The sequence below is a fragment of the Bradyrhizobium diversitatis genome (genome assembly GCF_016031635.1).
GTDB classification, from domain to species: Bacteria; Pseudomonadota; Alphaproteobacteria; order Rhizobiales; family Xanthobacteraceae; genus Bradyrhizobium; species Bradyrhizobium diversitatis.
Map to the genome: position 1 here is coordinate 55,672 of NZ_JACEGD010000009.1, position 16,751 is coordinate 72,422.

The window sequence follows — 16,751 nt, forward strand, 5'->3', positions numbered from 1 at the left end:
CGAGACCCGCGGCAAGCACGAGGCTCCCATGTCCCAACCGCTGCTGATCGAGCATGACGACGGCGTCGACCGGGTGACGCTCAATCGTCCTGACAGTCTCAATGCACTCGATCCCACGCTGATCGACGCGCTCAACGATTATTTCCAAGGCCTGCAGCGCAATCGCGACACGCGCGTCGTCGTGCTGAAGGGCGCCGGCAAGAATTTCTGCGCGGGTCTCGATCTCAAGCACGCGATGCAACGCCGCGCCGGGCAGCAGGAGCCGCCCGGCGTCACGGAGTCGCTGGATTCGCAGCGGCGCATCGCCGACATCGTGATGCTGATGCGGCGTTGTCCGCAGCCGATCCTGGCGCTGGTGCAGGGTGCGGCGGCCGGCGGCGGCTTTGCTCTGGCGCTGGCCTCCGACATCCGCATCGCGACGCGGTCGGCGCGGATGAACTGCGCCTTCATCAAGCTCGGCCTCGGCGGCTGCGACATCGGCACCAGCTATTTTCTGCCGCGGCTGGTCGGCGTCTCCGTGGCATCGGAACTGATCCTCACCGGACGCTTCATCGGCGCCGAGCGAGCGCTCGCGGTCGGGCTCGTCTCGGAAATCGTCGAGGAGGACGGTCTGGATGACGCGGCCGAGCCTTACGTCGAGGCGATGATGACGGCCTCGCCAGTGGGCCTGCGCCTGTCCAAGGAATGTCTCAACATGAGCGTCGATGCCGGATCGCTGGAAGCTGCGATCGCGATGGAGGATCGCAACCAGGTCCTTTGCAGCCGCTCGGAAGAGTTTTCGGAAGGCATCAGGGCCTTCCTCGAGAAGCGAAAGCCTGTCTATATCAAGCGCTGAACGACGAAGATCCGCAAAGGACAATAATTCCGGGAGACGCAAAAATGAGTGGAAGCGCGGCGGCCGTGATGACGAAGCCCGCCTTTCGCAAGGTCCAGTGGCTCGCGCGCGACATCGAGGTCGAGCGCCGCAATGACGGCACTGTGGTGCTGAAGTCGCGCATTCCGCTGCAGCCTTATGAGAAGCACATTCCGGCGTCGCTGGCGAAATGGGCGAAGGAAGCGCCCGAGCGCATCTGGCTGGCGCAGCGCGGCGGTCCGAACCGCGAATGGCGCAAGGTGTCTTACGGCGAAGCCAAGCGCACCGTGGATGCGCTGACGCAAGGCTTGCTCAATCTCAAGCTCGCGGGACGTCCGGTCACGATCCTCTCCGGCAATTCGATCGAGCACGCGCTGATGACGCAGGCCGCGATGCAGGCGCGCGCTCCAGCGGCTCCGGTCTCGCCGGCCTACTCGCTGATGAGCCACGATCACGTCAAGCTGAAATATCTGTTCGACCTGATCAAGCCGGCTGTCGTGATGGTGCAGGATGGCCCGACCTTCGAGAAGGCGCTGAAGGCGCTCGATCTCACCGGCGTCACCGTGGTTCACGTCGCGCGGCCCTGCGACGGCATCGAGAGCGTCAGCTTTGCCGAGCTCGCGGCAACGTCAGTGACGGCGGATGTCGAAGCGTCGATTGCGGAGATCACACCCCAGACCGTCGGCAAGCTGCTGTTCACGTCGGGCTCGACCGGCATGCCCAAGGCCGTCATCAACACGCAGGAGATGATGTGCGCCAATGCGGCGATGATGATGCAGGTGCGGCCGCGCGATCCGAATGGCCCGATCTCGACCATGCTGGACTGGATGCCCTGGAACCACACCATGGGCGGCAATGCGGCGTTCCACCCGATCCTGGTCGACGGCGGCACGCTCTATATCGACGACGGAAGGCCGATGCCGGGCCAGTTCGACGAGACGCTACGCAATTTGCGTGAGATCTCGCCGACCTATTACGCCAACGTGCCCGCCGGCTACGCCGCGCTCGCGGCCGCGATGGAGAAGGACGACGCGCTCTGCCGCTCCTTCTTCAAGAATCTCTCGATCATGGCCTATGGCGGCGCGCGGCTGCCCGACGATCTCTATGAGCGCATGCAGGCCCTCGCCGTGAAGACCACCGGTGAACGCATCGTGTTCTACACCGGCTGGGGGTCGACCGAGACCGCGCCAACGTCGACCGGCACCTATTGGGACACCGAGCGCGTCGGCCTGATCGGATTGCCGTTCCCCGGGGTCGAGCTGAAGATGGTGCCGTGCGGCTCGAAATACGAACTGCGCCTGCGCGGCGTCAACGTCACGCCGGGCTATTTCGGCCAGTCGGATCTTACGACGAAGATGTTCGACGAGGAAGGATTCTACTGCATCGGCGATGCCGGCATCTTCGTCGACGACACCGATCCGGTACAAGGCATCATCTTCGCTGGCCGCGTGGTGGAAGACTTCAAGCTCACCACCGGCACTTTCGTGCATGTCGGCTCGCTGCGGACCGATGCGATCGCCGCGGCGACCCCTGTGGTGCACGACGCGCTGGTCGCGGGGCAGGATCGCGCCTTCATCGGTTTGCTGGCCTGGCCCAATTTGCATGCCTGCCGCCAGCTCGTCGGCAATCCCGATCTGAGCTTTGCCGATGCCGTGAGGCATCCCGAGGTGATCGCCTGCTTCAGGCGCGGCCTGGAAGCGCACAACCGGGAATGCGAGGGCGCCAGCAGCCGCATGATTGCGCGCGCGATGCTGATGGTCGAGCCGCCCTCGATCGACGGTAACGAGCTCACCGACAAGGGCTACATCAACCAGCGCGCCGGCCTCGAGCGGCGCGCCGCGCTGGTGGAGCGGCTCTATGCCGATCGGCCGGATCAGGATGTGATCGTGCTGCGATGAGTGCGCAAATCTTTCACCGCGTCATTCCGGGATGGCCCGAAGGGCCAGGCCCGGAATCCATAACCCCGGCTGGTGGCTATGGATTCCGGGCTCGCGCTACGCGCGCCCCGGAATGACGGTGCCAATAATGACAACGAATAACCAAAGGTAGCCCGCCCATGAACTTCGATTTCTCCGACGACCAGAAGCAGCTCCGCGACCAGGCTCGCAAGTTCCTCGCGGAAAAATGCCCGCCGAAGGCGGTGCGTGTCGTGCTCGATGGCAAGGCGCCTTACGACAAGGAGCTCTGGAAAGGCCTTGCCGAGATGGGTTTTCTCGGCGTCGCGATTCCCGAGGAGTTCGGCGGTGCGGGCGCCGGCCATCTGGAGCTCTGCGTGATCGCGGAGGAGATGGGCCGGGCCAACGCGCCGGTGCCGTTCTCCTCGACGGTCTACCTCGCTGCCGAAGCGCTGCTGATCGCCGGCAGCGACGCGCAGAAGAAGAAATGGCTCCCGGCAATCGCCGCGGGCGAGGCGATCGGCACGCTTGCGCTGTTCGAGGGCAAGGGCAATCCGTCGCCGAAGAACGTCAAGATCACCGCCGCGAACGGTGTCCTTAACGGCGTCAAGAAGCCGGTGGCCGACGGGGCAATCGCCGATTTCGCGGTGGTTGCCGCGCGCACGGGATCGAGCGGACGCGAGAATGACATCTCGCTGTTCCTGGTCGACCTCAAGGCCGGCGGCGTCGAGGTGAAAAGCCTCACCAATCTCGATCCGACCCGCGGGCAGGCCGAGATCAGCTTCAGGGAGTGCAAGGCAGAGCCGCTCGGTGCCGCGGGCGAAGGCTGGAGCATCCTGACCCAGATGCTCGATCGTGCCGCGGTGCTGTGCGCGTTCGAGCAGGTCGGTGGTGCCGATCGCGCGCTGGAGATGGGCCGGGACTACGCGCTCGACCGCATCGCCTTCGGTCGCCAGATCGGCTCCTTCCAGGCGGTCAAGCACATGCTCGCCGACATGTACGTCTCGGCGACCCTGGCACGCTCCAACAGCTATTACAGCGCTTGGGCGCTCTCGACCAACGCGGCCGAACTGCCGGAGGCTGCTGCCGCCGCGCGCATCAGCGCAACGCAGGCGTTCCAGCACTGCGCCAAGAACAACATCCAGGTTCACGGCGGCATGGGTTTCACCTGGGAGTTCGACTGCCACATGTACTACCGCCGCGCCAACGCGATGGCGCTCGGGCTCGGCAGCCTCAGCTATTGGGAAGATCAGTTGATTGAACGGATGAGGAAGAAGAACGCGGCCTGATGACAGGTGCGTAGGGTGGGTTAGCGGAGCGGGTTGCGCGAAGCGCGAGCCGCTCGGCGTAACCCACCTCTTCTGTCGAAGAGGAAACCAAAGAGGTGGATTACGCCTTCGGCTAATCCACCCTACGGACAACAGAGAAAAAGCCATGAACTTCGACGACACCCCGCAGGAAGCCGAATTCCGCGCCACAGCGCGCGCCTGGATCAGCGCGAATGCGCCAAAGCAGTACGAGGAAGAGCTGCGCAAATCCTCGCTCGGCCGCACCGTCCTCAAGAACGCCAACATTCTCGAAGTGGCAAAAGCCTGGCAGAAGAAGAAGGCCGACGCCGGCTGGGCCTGCCTGCACTGGCCGAAGGAGTATGGCGGCCGGGGCGCCTCGCCGATCGAGCGGGTGATCTGGCAGGAGGAAGAGGGGCCGTTCGGCCAGCTGTCCCGCATGTTCATCATCGGCCACGGCATGTGCGGGCCGACCATGATGGCGTTCGCGCGCGAGGAGCATAAGCGCAAATATCTGCCGCCGCTCGCCTCCGGCGAGAAAATCTGGTGCCAGCTGTTCTCCGAGCCCGCCGGCGGCTCTGATGTCGCAGGGCTGCGCACGCGCGCCGAGAAGGATGGCGACGAGTGGGTGGTCAACGGCCAGAAGATCTGGACCTCGGGCGCGCATTATTCCGACTACGGCATTTTGCTCACCCGCACCGATCCGACCGTGCCCAAGCACAAGGGGCTCACCATGTTCTTCCTGGACATGAAGAGCCCTGGCGTCGAGGTCAGGCCGATCAAGCAGGCGAGCGGGGCCTCCGACTTCAACGAGGTCTATTTCACCAATGTCCGCATCCCCGACCATCAGCGCCTCGGCGAGGTCGGGGGCGGCTGGAATGTCTCGCTGACCACGCTGATGAACGAGCGCAGCGCGATCGGCGCGGCCGTCTCGACCGGTTTCCCTGAATTGTTCGAGTACTGCTCCAGCCTGATGCTCGGCGACGGCCCCGCGATCGAGGATCGCGCAGTCCGCTCGAAGCTGGCGAACTGGGCAGTGAAGGCGAGCGGCCTGAAATACACCAGCATGCGCGCGATCTCGGCGCTGTCGAGGGGCGAACGCCCGGGGCCGGAAAACTCCATCGGCAAGCTGGTCGCCGGCTCGATGATCCAGGACGTTGCGACTTACGCGCTGGATCTGCAGGGCGCAGCCGGCGTCGTCAGCGGCGAGGATGCCGAGCTGGCCGGTCGTTTCCAGGCCATGCTGCTGCGTGCGCCCGGCACCCGCGTCGAAGGCGGCACCGACGAGATCATGCGCAACATCATCGCCGAGCGGGTGCTGGGCCTGCCCGGCGATATCCGTGTCGACAAGGACGTGCCATTCAACAAGATCCCGACGAAGGGAAGGAATTAGCCGTCATTCCGGGGCGGCTCGAAGAGCCGAACCCGGAATCTCGAAGTGAATATGCAAGCTCTGGATTCCGGGTTCGCGCGTTGCGCGCCCCGGAATGACAAGAAAGGGAAGCGCCATGAATTTCGACGACACGCCACAGGAAGCCGCATTCCGCGAGACCGCGCGCAAATGGATCGAGGCCAATGCGCCGAAGGAGCTGCATGCCGAGCTGTCAAAATCCTCGCTCGGTCGTATCCGCCTTGCCAATCGCGACATCGTGGATGTCGGCAAGGCCTGGCAGAAGAAGAAGTTCGAAGGCAATTGGGCCTGCCTGCACTGGCCGAAGGAATATGGCGGGCGCGGCGCCACGCCGATCGAGAAGGTGATCTGGCAGCAGGAGGAGGGCGTCTACGGCAAGCTGACGCAGCCGTTCCAGATCGGCGAAGGCATGTGCGGTCCGACCGTGATGGCGTTCGGCAGCGAAGACGCCAAGCGCCGCTACTTACCCAAGCTTGCCTCGGGCGAGGAGATCTGGTGCCAGCTGTTCTCCGAGCCATCGGCCGGCTCGGACGTTGCGGGCCTGCGCACGCGCGCCGAGAAGAAGGGCGACAATTGGGTCGTCAACGGCCAGAAGATCTGGACCTCGGGCGCGCATTACTCCGATTACGGACTCCTGATCGCGCGCACCGATCCGAACGTGCCCAAGCACAAGGGCCTCACCATGTTCTTCCTGGACATGAAGAGCCCCGGCGTCGAGGTGCGGCCGATCAAGCAGGCGAACGGCATGCAGGAGTTCAACGAGGTCTATTTCACCGACGTCGTGATCCCCGACAGCCAGCGGCTGGGGGCCGTCGGCGAAGGCTGGAGCGTGTCGCTGACCACGCTGATGAATGAGCGCATGTCGATCGGCGCGCGGCTTGCGACCGGCGTGCCCGAGATGTTCGAGTTCTGCTCCAGCCTGATGCTGGAGGACGGACTCGCCATCGACGACCCCGCCGTGCGCTCGAAGCTCGCGAGCTGGGCGGCGAAGTCGAGCGGGCTGAAATACACCAGCTACCGCACGATCTCGGCGCTCTCGAAGGGGGAGCGGCCGGGCCCGGAGAATTCGATCGGCAAGCTCGTGTCGGGCATGATGCTCCAGGACATCGCGACCTGCGCCATGGACCTCCAAGGCGCGGCCGGTGTTCTCACCGGCAACGACGAGGAGACGGTGCAGGGCCAGTTCCAGCAGATGCTGCTGTCCTCGCCCTCGATGCGCATCGCCGGCGGCACCGACGAGATCCTGCGCAACATCATCGCCGAGCGCGTGCTGGGACTGCCCGGCGACATTCGCGTCGACAAGGACGTGCCGTATAACAAGATCCCGACCAAGGGGCGGTGATACCAGTCTTGTAGGGTGGGTTAGACGAGCAGGTGGGCGAAGCCCATCTGCTCGGCGTAACCCACCATCTCCGCCGATGCGGAAACCAAAGAGGTGGGTTACGCCTTCGGCTAACCCACCCTACGAAGAGCGAGCTGATTCATGGACGCTACCGTCAAACAAACCGACCGCATCGGCGTGCTCGAGGAGCTGCTCAACGAGCGCTACTCCGTCCGCGCGTTTCTTCCCCGGGAAGTCGATCGCGCGACCATCGAGCATGTGCTGACCACCGCGCAGCGCACGGCGTCCTGGTGCAACAGCCAGCCCTGGCAGGTCATCATCGCCAGCGGCGAGGCCAAGGAGCGCTTTCGCAAGGCGATCTACGCGGAGGCCTCGAAGGGCCTTGGCGATGATTACGATTTCACGCCGCCGCGCGAATATGTCGGGGTCTATCTGGAGCGCCGCCGCGAAAGCGGCTTCCAGCTCTACAACACGCTCGGCATCGCCCGTGGCGACAAGATGGCCTATGCCAGGCAGGCGCTCGAGAACTACAATTTCTTCGGCGCGCCACATGTCGCGATCATTCACACCAACGAGCCGCTCGGCATTTACGGTGCGATCGATTGCGGCGCCTATGTCAGCAATTTCATGCTGGCCGCGCAGGCGCTGGGGCTCGGCACAATACCGCAGGCGGCGCTCGCGCGGCATTCCGGGCTGATCCGCCGGCATTTCAATCTGCCCGACGACCGCCGCATCGTCTGCGGCATTTCGTTCGGTTATGCGGACCATGCGCACAAGGTCAACAGCTACCGCACCTCGCGTGCGAGCGTGGCCGATACCGTGACCTTTGTTGACGAGTGATCGAGCGCCGTGAACCCGGCGCCGCCCGCATCGGACGCGCGCGAAGACGGCCGTGGAAACGGCCGTCTTCGTTTCGTCCGAGTCCGATTGGCGTCGGCTGTCAGCCGCCGCTGCCGCCGATCACGGCCCGCACCGTCTCGTCGGGCCCGAAATCCTCGGCGCCGTCGACATAGAGCAGCGCGGCGAGCTTCGAGCGGGCGCGGTTCACGCGGCTCTTGATCGTGCCGACCGCGCAGCCGCAGATCGAGGCCGCGTCCTCATAGGAGAAGCCGGACGCGCCGACCAGGATCAAGGCTTCACGCTGATCCTGCGGAAGCTTGTCGAGCGCCGTGCGGAACTCCTCGAACTCGAGATGCGCGTTCTGCGAAGGCTGTGTCTTCAGCGTCTTGGCGTAGTTGCCCTCGGCATCCTCGACCTCGCGCCGCCGCTTGCGATAGTCGGAGCGGAACAGGTTGCGGAGAATCGTGAACAGCCAGGCCGGCAGGTTGGAGCCCGGCTGGAACGAGTCGATGTTGGCGAGCGCACGCAGCAGCGTCTCCTGGACCAGGTCGTCGGCCCGGTCCGCATTGCCGCTGAGCGAGATGGCGAAGGCGCGCAAACTGGGCACGGCCGCCAGGATGTCGTTACGAAGGGAGTCCGTGAGAGGCATTAATCCCTCCCATTGTTGTTGTCGTTGGATCCACCCTCATTTTCCACGTGGGGAGTCGCTCCCGGCGCATCAAGCTTCTTGATCAGTTCGGCGAACCGATCCGGAACCCCCTGTCGCACGACGTCGTCGTACATGGCGCGCAATTGATGCCCGATCCGGGATTGAATCTCCGGAGTGAGGCCTCCCTTGCCGGGGGTCGTGCTTCTGCTGGCTTGAGACTTGAGATCTTTCATGACCTGTTCCACGTTTCCCCGAGTTAAGTGACTGCAAATTCGAGAGGTTTTCTCAACCGGGAGCCGTTCCCTGGATAGGCTCAATTCCAGGTCCGCGAAAAAGTTCCGCGCTCTACGGAACTTTTCTTGAGCTGATGCGTAGTCAGCCCAGCAGGGGAACCCGGGCCCCCCGCGTGTCTCCTGACCTCAAGGCTGGCCCGAAGACGAATGGAGTGGGGATGTCCCGTTCACAGCTTGTTGCTGAACACTTGCCGTTGTTGCGCCGGTACGCGCGCGCCCTGACCGGCAGCCAGGCCTCCGGTGACGCCTATGTCGCAGCCATGTTGGAAGCCATGCTGGGAGATCCGTCGGTGCTCGATGAGAGCCATGGGCCTCGGGCCGGCCTGTTCCGGCTGTTCACGCAGATCTGGAATTCGGTCTCGGTCAACGAGGATGCCGAGGTGACGACCCTACCGATGCCGCCGGAGCGGCGGCTGTCGAACATCACGCCGTTGCCGCGTCAGGCCTTCCTGCTGCTTTCGCTCGAGGGCTTCTCGGAAGAGGAAGTCGCCTTCGTTCTCGGCACCGACGTCGCGGAGACGCGGCGCCTTGCAGACGCTGCCGGACGCGAGATGGCGGCCGAGATTGCGACCGACGTGCTGATCATCGAGGACGAGACCTTCATCGCCATGGACCTCGAGAGCCTGGTGAAGAATCTCGGCCACAACGTCGTCGGCGTCGCGCGCACCCATGCCGATGCAGTGGCGCTGGCCAAGAACAAGCGGCCCGGCCTGATCCTAGCCGACATCCAGCTCGCCGACGGCTCGTCGGGCCTTGATGCGGTCAATGAACTGCTGCGTACCTTCGAGGTGCCCGTGGTGTTCATCACGGCCTATCCGGAGCGCTTCCTCACCGGAGAGCGCCCCGAGCCGGCGTTCCTGATCTCAAAACCGTTCCAGCCGGCGATGGTATCGGCAGTGGCGAGCCAGGCCCTGTTCTTCCAGCGCAATTCGCGCAATCGCGCGCCGAAGGCGCCGGCAGCGTAAGAAGGCCTGGTAGCCCGGCAATTGGCGAAGTGATCTGATCCGGCGTGCCGCAAGGCACGCCGGATTTTTCATGTCCGCTGCCATGCTTGACGGCCGTGGAATTCACCGCCCATACCTCATGCAGAGGCTGCGCCTGCGGCCGCACCAATCGGAGATGTCCCCATGGACCAGCAACTCCTCGATCGCCTCGCCATCCGCGACCTCGTCGAGAACTGGGCGGTGTGGCGCGACGCGGGCGACTGGGAGCGCTTTGCCACGGTCTGGCATGACGAGGGCTGGATGTCCGCCACCTGGTTTCAGGGGCCGGCGCGGGATTTCATGCGGGTCAGCCAGGAGGGATTCGCGAAGGGCGTGCGCATCCTGCATTTCCTCGGCGGCACCAGCATCGATCTTGCCGGCGAGCGGGCCATCGCCCAGACCAAGATGACGATCTCGCAGCGCGCCCTCGTGCACGACGTGCTCTGCGACGTCGTCTGCACCGGGCGCTTCTACGATTTCCTGGAGAAGCGGCATGACCAATTCGGTATTGGCAAATGGGGCATCGTCCGCCGCCAGCCGATCTACGAGAAGGACCGGATCGATCCGGTCGATCCCGCCGCGACGCTGCGCCTCGACCAGGAGGCGCTCGCCGCGCTGCCCGAAGGCTATCGCCACCTCGCCTACATGCAGGAGCTGATCGGCTACAAGGTCAAGCGCGACATGCCGGGCCTCACCGGCCCAGAAGTCGAGAAGCTCTATGGCGAAGGGCGGGAATGGCTCGCGGCGAAAGCGACCTAAGCGGCAAACGAGGAAGGCCGGCCGATCGGAGCCGCGCGAAAGCGGTCCGAACAGCCTCGTTCATGTCGGTCTCTCCTAGTGAAACGGGCGCCTGCCCGATCGACGGCTGCAACAAGGATGGCCATAGCCGCACCAAGCGTGCATGCGGGTCAGGGATTTCCTGACGCCGATTGGAGGTTACCTGACTGACGAGACGACATGAGGCCGCGCAAGATCGAGCCGGGACCGTGCAGGAGGAGACCATGGAGCTTGCGATCGGCTTGGGCATGCTGGTGATTGCCATCGTGCTGATCTACGCCGGACTGCCGGACAAGCAGGGCGGCAGTCCTCGCTTCCTGCGGTTCCATGCCGCATCCGTCCTGTATCCACCCTTGATCCTCGTATTCATCGCGCTCGGTACGGCTCAGGTCGTCTTCTCCTTCGACTAGGGCGATGCGTCCGATGCGCATGAATGGTGATGCGGCCAGGAGCTGAGAGAGCTACATAGCCGTCGACGCCACTCCCGTTGAATACGACGTTCCAACCCTTCGATTGGCACGTCGCATGTCAGGAAGAGACGCCGACGTCGTTCGCCTACGCAGGTCTCAAATCACGGACAGGGATGACGTTGCCCGTCATATCCGAGATACGTTCCCGAAGCCGGGTCGTAGGATTTGAATCGTTGCGAACAGTACGCATCGTTTTCGGCTGCCTGGGCGCGGCTGTTCGCGATCGCTCCCCCGATAGCGGCGCCGGCCGCAAATCCACCGAGCGCCGGGGCCCAGCCGTAACGGCGCGGATAGCCATAGCGCCATCCGTGGTGGTGATGGTGATGATACCATCCTCCTCGCCATTGAACGGCGACGATGTTGGAGGGCATACCGGGCGTGCTTTGTACAGCAAGAGGTGCGGCCGTCGCGCTGTTCACGCCGAGACTGTTCATCCCAAGGCTGTTCGCTCCAAGGGTGGTCGCAAGCAGCGCGCCTGCGACGGCCAACTTTTGCAAATGTCTCACTTTCGATCTCCGTTTATCACGCTTCGCGTTGGGCCAATTCATCTGCGAGCCCAAGGTTCAATTGCGCAAGGTACAAACGCGTACCCAAGCGAGCAGCGTAAACGGATGGCAGTGACCCATCGATGGCCTGAAGGAGTGCGTACCGAAACGTACGTTCCGAGCCGGCATGCCGTGACAGCCGCGAGGGCTCATCGTAAGATGTCGTCTCGCGGCAAAGATAAAATTCGGGCCGCCAAGATCATTTCCAGGAGGGAATACGGCTCCGACGCTCGCGTCGGAGCCGTTCTTCGCTGGGCCGCAAACCTCGCACGGCCAACTCTTCTTGAACAGTCACCGAGCCGGTAGCTGTCACGCAAGGCGCTCGAGGGCGGCCGGGCTGACCCGGCGCGGAAGCGTAATCTCGCGCATCGAAAAGAGCGGGGCGGAGCATCACAATTGCCGCGATGCCGGATTCCCCGTTCCGGCGTCAGCCTCAGCTGCAGGGACTCCGGCTCAGCCCACGACCCGGTCCTTATCGAGTCGAGCGGGATAGGAGCCCACACCGCGTTTGGCGCTGGCATTGCCACGTCATTCCTTGGACAGATGATCGAGCCAGCCCTGAGAGACGCCGTAGCGGACGATGTCGGCGCGCTTGTGCAGCCCCAGTTTCTCCACGGCTCTCGATTTATGAGTTTCGATGGTCTTGATGCTGACGTCCAGACGCGCAGCGATCTCCTTGTTGCTAAATCCCTGGGCAATGAAGCGGAGGACCTCGGCCTCGCGCGGCGTGAGCTCCAGCTGAGTTGCGCTTTCGGAAGGTGCGTGATCGCCGGGTGGAGATGGCAGCGCTTTCTCCGCGATCGCCGGGTCCAGATAGATCCCGCCCTCGGCGATCGCACGGATGGCACGCACCAGTTCATCCGCTGCGGATCGTTTGAGCAGATATCCACGTGCGCCGGCCTGCAACATCGGCTGAACGTAAGCACGATCCTCGTGCACCGTGAGTGCCAGCAATCGAACGTTGGGAAACTCGATCGCAATTCGTTGCGCCAGTTCGATGCCGCTAATGATTGGAAGCGAGATATCCAGCACGGCAATATCCGGTCGCTCCCTGCCGATGACGTCGATCGCGTTCTGCCCGTCGGTCGCCTCGCCAACGATGGAGATGTCTTGAACGGGCTCCAGCAAGGCCTTCATGCCTGCAAGGACAAGCGGATGATCGTCAGCCAGCGTGATTCGGATCGGTTTCACGAGCCTGCATCCTGTCCGGAAAGAGGTACCGTCATGAAGAGTGTCGTCCCGATATTGGGCGCGGATTCGACGGTAAGCGAACCGCCGAGCAGCGCCAGCCGCTCCTCCATGACGGAAAGGCCGAGTCTGGAAGCGTTGAGGCCCGACAGTTTCGACGGATCGAAGCCGATCCCGTCGTCTTCGACGATGACGCGAAGTTCGTCCTTTCGCCGGTCGAAGACGAGACTGACGTTGCGCGCATTGCCGTGCTTGGCCACATTGTTGAGAGCTTCTTGAATCGCGCGGTAGAGGGCGATCTCGACTTCGATCGGGAGGCGGTCTGCCGGTCCAATCAACTGGACGTCGGTACTGATTCCGAAGCGCCGGGTCCACTCCGCACAGAATGCTTCGATGGCTCTGTGTAGTCCAAGATCGTCGAGGGCGGTAGGACGAAGGTCTGCAGCGATCTCGTGGATGTCTCGTCCGATCCCGCTGGCGAGCCCCTGCAGCCAGTGCAACTTATCGACCTGAGCCGGATCGGAGGATGTCGTCGCGAGCGATTGTTCGAGATTCTTCAACCCCAGCAGCAGCCCGGTCACCGTCTGACCGATCTGATCGTGCAATTCACGGGAGATTCGCCGGCGTTCGTTCTCCTCGGCGTCGCCGAGCCGCCGCAGCAGGCGCTGGCGATCGAACTCCGCCCGCTTCATCTCGTCAATGTCCAGGAGCACACCGATGATGACTTCGGCGTTGTATCCGTCGATCCGCGAGCTGCGGCCGCTGGCGCGCAGCCAGCGGCCGTCCGGAGGAGCCGTGCGGAACTCTGCGGCGACGGCGTCGCTCTTGCGGGATTGCAGCAATATCTTCTCGAATGAGGCGCGGTCCGCCGGGTCGATGCCGGTCAGGAGCGTCTCGAAGGGCAGGCTCACGTCGCCGGTGGCGGCGCTATTGATGATCTTGAGCATGTCCAGGGCCCGTGGCGAGGCGATGACTTCGCCGGTCGGCACGTTCCAGCTGAATACTCCGAGATCCGCCGCATCGACCATGAGCCGTCGTCTTTCCTCGCTCTGTCTCAGGGCCAGCGCGGCTTGGGCCTCTTGCTCGACGCGTCGCTGCGATATGTCGCGCGCCGTAAACCAGACGAGCGCGAGCCCGAGGGCCAGGCTCACGGCACCTCCACTGGCGAGAAAAATTGCTGACCGGCGGACCGGGGCATCGAGCTGGTCCGTCGGGATGGCGAGGTGAACCGACCAACCGCCTGTGCCAGGCAGTCCCTTGTAGATGGAGTCGACCTTGGCTCCTTCGAGCGTCGTCCCGACATAGCTGCCTTGGGACCCCTGGGCGATTGCTTCCCGCACAGATGCGCTGGCTGGACGGCCGAGCTCAAATTGCTCGGCGACGGTGCGCGCGACGATGTTGCCCTTGCCATCGACGACGACACCGACCCATCCAGGCGGCGCCCCCGCGCTCTTCAGAATCTGGCTGACCGCGTCGGGCACCAGCGCGACAGTCAGGACGAATCTGAGGTCGCCGTTCCGTTCGACGGGGGCTCGCAAGGCGACGAGGCGTTTGCCCGAAATCGGACCCAGAGGTCCAATTCCACCGATCGCCGCCTTGCGGGTCGTCAGGATTCTCTCGAAATTCTCCCGATCTGCAGTTGCCCCGAGATCGGCTCCGATGGGGCGTAGCAGATTGAGCACTTGATTGCCCTTGGGGTCGACCAGCTCGATCGTTTCCCAAAGAGGCCTGGTTTCCTTGACGCGTAGAGCTTCGACATAAAACGACGAGAGATCCGAAGTATCAAGGCTGGCTGAGGCAGCAAGCGTCTCGGCGATCTGGACCTGAAGCGCCAGATCCGAAGAGATGCGCGTCACGACACGGTCGAGCGTTTCGAGAGCGGCGAGGCGCGAGTCGGTCCGCTCTTGGCGGGCATTCAGGAAAACGACCCATCCCGCGAACAGAACGAGCGGAATGGCCGCCGCCATGATGAGCAGGATCAGCGGACGTTGTGCGGCCCGCGCCGAACCTGGTTGGACAACTGCTCTCACTCTCGGTGCCTCACGTTAGCATGGCCGCGGTTCGCAAGCCGCAGCAACCCGCCAAAGCCAACTTGTCAGGTTTTTCCTGACGGGAACCGTCCTTCAGCCCGACTGGGCCAAAAGTGACCCACTCCCCATGATCGGTCAAACGGCAACCGAAAGATGGCACATGCTGGAACTGGATCTTGTAAAGAAGAACGCGCGAAAACCGGGGACTGCTCCGTCGATCGTGTCGAAGATCGCTCCCCAGACGCGCGACGCATCGCCTCCCTCCTTGGGCAACGACCTCATCGCGCATCTCTCGCCTCGGTCGCGTCGATTGCTTCTGGACCGCTGCGATTCGATCCGCTTGACGGCACGACAGGTGCTGCAGGAGCGAGGTCTTCCCCTGCAATACGCATACTTCATCGAGTCCGGCGCGGCGTCGCTCACGACCCGGGTCGGAGATTGCCCGCCTGTTGAAATCCATACCCTGGGGAAAAAAGACTTCGTCGGCGTCCCCCTGGTGCTGGGAATGCGGATCTCTCCGCATCGGTGCACTGTTCACGTTCCTGGAAAGGCGCTGCGGATCCAAACCGAAGCGCTGATCGGGTTGATCAAGACGGACACAGAGGTGGAGAAGCTGTTGTTGCGGTACGTCCAGGCAACGCTGATACACAGCGCTCAGTTGGTCGCATGCAACTCGCGGCATAATCTGTCGCAGCGGCTGGCCCGATGGCTGCTGGTCGCACGCGATCGGATCGGAGACAACGAGGTTGCATTGACTCACAAATGCATGGCGCAAGCGCTCGGCGTACGCCGTGCCGGCATTACGACTGCGGTGGGAGACATGGAGGCAAACGGTCTGATCCGGCGGAGCCGTGGGCGAACGGTGATCGTCGATGAGACCCGCCTGGAGCAGGCATCCTGCGACTGCTTCCGCGTCATTCGATCCGCCCACGAGAATTCTCTGTTGGGACCGATCGCGTTGCGCGTCGCGCATCCTTGACCTCAGGATTTTGCGTGGGGCTTGTGCAAAGGAGTGCATGCGGCATGAGTCTGGCGTCCACGATCGTTGGAAATGGCAAATTGCAATCTGATGCGGAAATTCTTGTAGAGGCGCTTGAGGAGACCAAGCGCCTGCTTGCGTCGGCCGGAGTTGCCGGCGCGACATGCAGGTCCGAGCAGCACGAGCTCCTGAATATGATCGAGTTCGTAATTTATGATCCGGCCGTCGCGCGTGCCGCGGAGCGGCTGAAGCTGCGTGCACGATTGAAAGCGGTCGTCTGACCGACCTTTGGCCCGTCGACCCATTCAGCATATTGAGATATTGCGATATTGCGATATTGCGATATTGCGATATTGCGGAATGAGGCGGCCGAACACGCCGCGCGGATCTGGCCAGGATGCCGCTTCGTCCCATCGCAAGAAGTTCGTGAGTGGTACCTCGGTTCTTCTGACGTCGGCTTGCTGTGCTCCTCGCGTCCTTGATCGCTTGCCTCTACGTAGCGATACGAAGCGGTCACACCTAGGACGAATCCTCGGCCGGACCGTTGATGGCGTCGATCAGGTGCGCCACAAGAATGCTGGCGCTGAAGAACATCATGCAGGCGACCACAATTCCGATCATTCGCGTGCCTTCGATGTGCGGGATGACACGTAGCGCGCCAAGACCGCTTCCCAAACCCGGTCGAGGATAGTTTGGAAGATGGTCGTCCGACGCCATGATTTCCCGGCGTGCGCCGGGATGTTGCGCGCGGCCCGGGGGGCTCCCGGTCCGGGCAACAGAACGCGGGGGCCGTCACCTCGGCCGGTGGATAGCCAGCTGCCGATTTTCGATCGCACGAACAATGTCATATCCAGTCTCCCGGGATGGCAGCGGTGCTCGGTAAAGCTGGAGTTCAAATGGCCTCCGGGCTAGTCGGGCTGACTCCCCGGGCAGTCAGGAAATTCCCCACGTTGCGACGGCGCAACGATATGCGCGCATTGTGCCGGCTTCCGCCGAGCGCGCTCCGGGGCCTTCAACGGAATCTCCGGGGGGGGGGCTTGCGGACAAAAGTAAGGCGCGACCGGCATCACCACAGTCGCGCCCTACGTCGCCGGCTTATGGGGCAGGGGGGAATAGCCGGCTGCTGAGACGACTCCTGACAGTCGGAGTCGTTCCACGGCTTGCGAAATATTTCGCCGACCTGCGGCATTTTTCGCACACGGTTAAGTGA

Annotated in this window: 17 protein-coding genes; 11 read left to right on the forward strand and 6 right to left on the reverse strand. The window is 63.4% G+C overall.

Going from position 1 to position 16,751, the window contains the following annotated elements:
* Nucleotides 1–28 precede the first annotated feature (28 nt).
* The 6 genes from H1B27_RS10555 (at nucleotide 29) to H1B27_RS10580 (ending at nucleotide 7,627) form a co-directional block, all read left to right on the forward strand.
* Entirely contained in the window at nucleotides 29–835 is an 807-nt protein-coding gene (locus H1B27_RS10555) for an enoyl-CoA hydratase/isomerase family protein (RefSeq protein ID WP_197966010.1), read from the forward strand.
* 44 nt (nucleotides 836–879) lie between these two features.
* Nucleotides 880–2,751 carry an AMP-binding protein gene (locus H1B27_RS10560; RefSeq protein WP_197966011.1) on the forward strand — a complete coding sequence of 624 codons (1,872 nt, stop codon included), beginning with the start codon at nucleotides 880–882 and terminating at the stop codon, nucleotides 2,749–2,751.
* 158 nt (nucleotides 2,752–2,909) lie between these two features.
* The gene (locus H1B27_RS10565) at nucleotides 2,910–4,037 is read left to right on the forward strand and encodes an acyl-CoA dehydrogenase family protein (RefSeq protein ID WP_197966012.1); all 1,128 of its coding nucleotides are present in this window, start codon (nucleotides 2,910–2,912) and stop codon (nucleotides 4,035–4,037) included.
* A 145-nt stretch (nucleotides 4,038–4,182) separates the two neighbouring features.
* Nucleotides 4,183–5,427, forward strand: coding sequence for an acyl-CoA dehydrogenase (locus H1B27_RS10570; RefSeq protein WP_197966013.1), 1,245 nt, complete (start codon nucleotides 4,183–4,185; stop codon nucleotides 5,425–5,427).
* Between the two features lie 115 nt (nucleotides 5,428–5,542).
* The gene (locus tag H1B27_RS10575) at nucleotides 5,543–6,787 is read left to right on the forward strand and encodes an acyl-CoA dehydrogenase (RefSeq protein WP_197966014.1); all 1,245 of its coding nucleotides are present in this window, start codon (nucleotides 5,543–5,545) and stop codon (nucleotides 6,785–6,787) included.
* Between the two features lie 141 nt (nucleotides 6,788–6,928).
* Nucleotides 6,929–7,627 (forward strand): nitroreductase, encoded by a 699-nt coding sequence (locus tag H1B27_RS10580; RefSeq protein ID WP_197966015.1) that lies wholly within the window; start codon nucleotides 6,929–6,931, stop codon nucleotides 7,625–7,627.
* Nucleotides 7,628–7,727: 100 nt separating this feature from the next.
* Here the strand turns inward: H1B27_RS10580 and H1B27_RS10585 are convergent, their stop codons facing one another.
* Together H1B27_RS10585 and H1B27_RS10590 are read right to left on the reverse strand one after the other, a co-directional pair.
* Nucleotides 7,728–8,276 carry a sigma-70 family RNA polymerase sigma factor gene (locus H1B27_RS10585; RefSeq protein WP_018316216.1) on the reverse strand — a complete coding sequence of 183 codons (549 nt, stop codon included), beginning with the start codon at nucleotides 8,274–8,276 and terminating at the stop codon, nucleotides 7,728–7,730.
* A complete protein-coding gene (locus H1B27_RS10590) occupies nucleotides 8,276–8,509 on the reverse strand; it encodes a NepR family anti-sigma factor (protein ID WP_024337325.1) in 234 nt (77 codons plus the stop codon). Before H1B27_RS10590 ends, H1B27_RS10585 begins: the two co-directional genes overlap by 1 nt.
* Nucleotides 8,510–8,727: 218 nt before the next feature.
* On the opposite strand from H1B27_RS10590, the gene H1B27_RS10595 reads away from it, so the two are divergent.
* From H1B27_RS10595 to H1B27_RS10605, 3 genes are all read left to right on the forward strand, one after another.
* Nucleotides 8,728–9,534, forward strand: a complete 807-nt coding sequence (locus tag H1B27_RS10595; RefSeq protein WP_028179299.1) for a response regulator — start codon at nucleotides 8,728–8,730, stop codon at nucleotides 9,532–9,534.
* Between the two features lie 162 nt (nucleotides 9,535–9,696).
* Nucleotides 9,697–10,311, forward strand: coding sequence for a nuclear transport factor 2 family protein (locus H1B27_RS10600; RefSeq protein ID WP_197966016.1), 615 nt, complete (start codon nucleotides 9,697–9,699; stop codon nucleotides 10,309–10,311).
* Between the two features lie 242 nt (nucleotides 10,312–10,553).
* Entirely contained in the window at nucleotides 10,554–10,739 is a 186-nt protein-coding gene (locus H1B27_RS10605; RefSeq protein WP_061879196.1) for a hypothetical protein, read from the forward strand.
* Nucleotides 10,740–10,900: 161 nt separating this feature from the next.
* Here the strand turns inward: H1B27_RS10605 and H1B27_RS10610 are convergent, their stop codons facing one another.
* The 3 genes from H1B27_RS10610 to H1B27_RS10620 all read right to left on the reverse strand — a co-directional run bounded on the left by H1B27_RS10610 (nucleotide 10,901) and on the right by H1B27_RS10620 (nucleotide 14,499).
* Nucleotides 10,901–11,305, reverse strand: coding sequence for a BA14K family protein (locus H1B27_RS10610; protein ID WP_311976942.1), 405 nt, complete (start codon nucleotides 11,303–11,305; stop codon nucleotides 10,901–10,903).
* Nucleotides 11,306–11,872: 567 nt separating this feature from the next.
* Nucleotides 11,873–12,535: a response regulator gene (locus tag H1B27_RS10615; protein WP_197966017.1), complete on the reverse strand. Its 663-nt coding sequence runs from the start codon at nucleotides 12,533–12,535 to the stop codon at nucleotides 11,873–11,875.
* A complete protein-coding gene (locus tag H1B27_RS10620) occupies nucleotides 12,532–14,499 on the reverse strand; it encodes a sensor histidine kinase (protein WP_210343295.1) in 1,968 nt (655 codons plus the stop codon). Before H1B27_RS10620 ends, H1B27_RS10615 begins: the two co-directional genes overlap by 4 nt.
* A gap of 223 nt (nucleotides 14,500–14,722) precedes the next feature.
* Here H1B27_RS10620 and H1B27_RS10625 point away from each other — a divergent pair, with 223 nt between their 5' ends.
* Nucleotides 14,723–15,541, forward strand: a complete 819-nt coding sequence (locus H1B27_RS10625) for a Crp/Fnr family transcriptional regulator (RefSeq protein ID WP_197966018.1) — start codon at nucleotides 14,723–14,725, stop codon at nucleotides 15,539–15,541.
* A gap of 44 nt (nucleotides 15,542–15,585) precedes the next feature.
* The gene (locus tag H1B27_RS10630) at nucleotides 15,586–15,822 is read left to right on the forward strand and encodes a hypothetical protein (protein ID WP_061879198.1); all 237 of its coding nucleotides are present in this window, start codon (nucleotides 15,586–15,588) and stop codon (nucleotides 15,820–15,822) included.
* A 238-nt stretch (nucleotides 15,823–16,060) separates the two neighbouring features.
* On the opposite strand, the gene H1B27_RS10635 is transcribed toward H1B27_RS10630, so the two are convergent.
* Nucleotides 16,061–16,258, reverse strand: coding sequence for a hypothetical protein (locus H1B27_RS10635; protein ID WP_131869020.1), 198 nt, complete (start codon nucleotides 16,256–16,258; stop codon nucleotides 16,061–16,063).
* Between the last annotated feature and the right edge of the window lie 493 nt (nucleotides 16,259–16,751).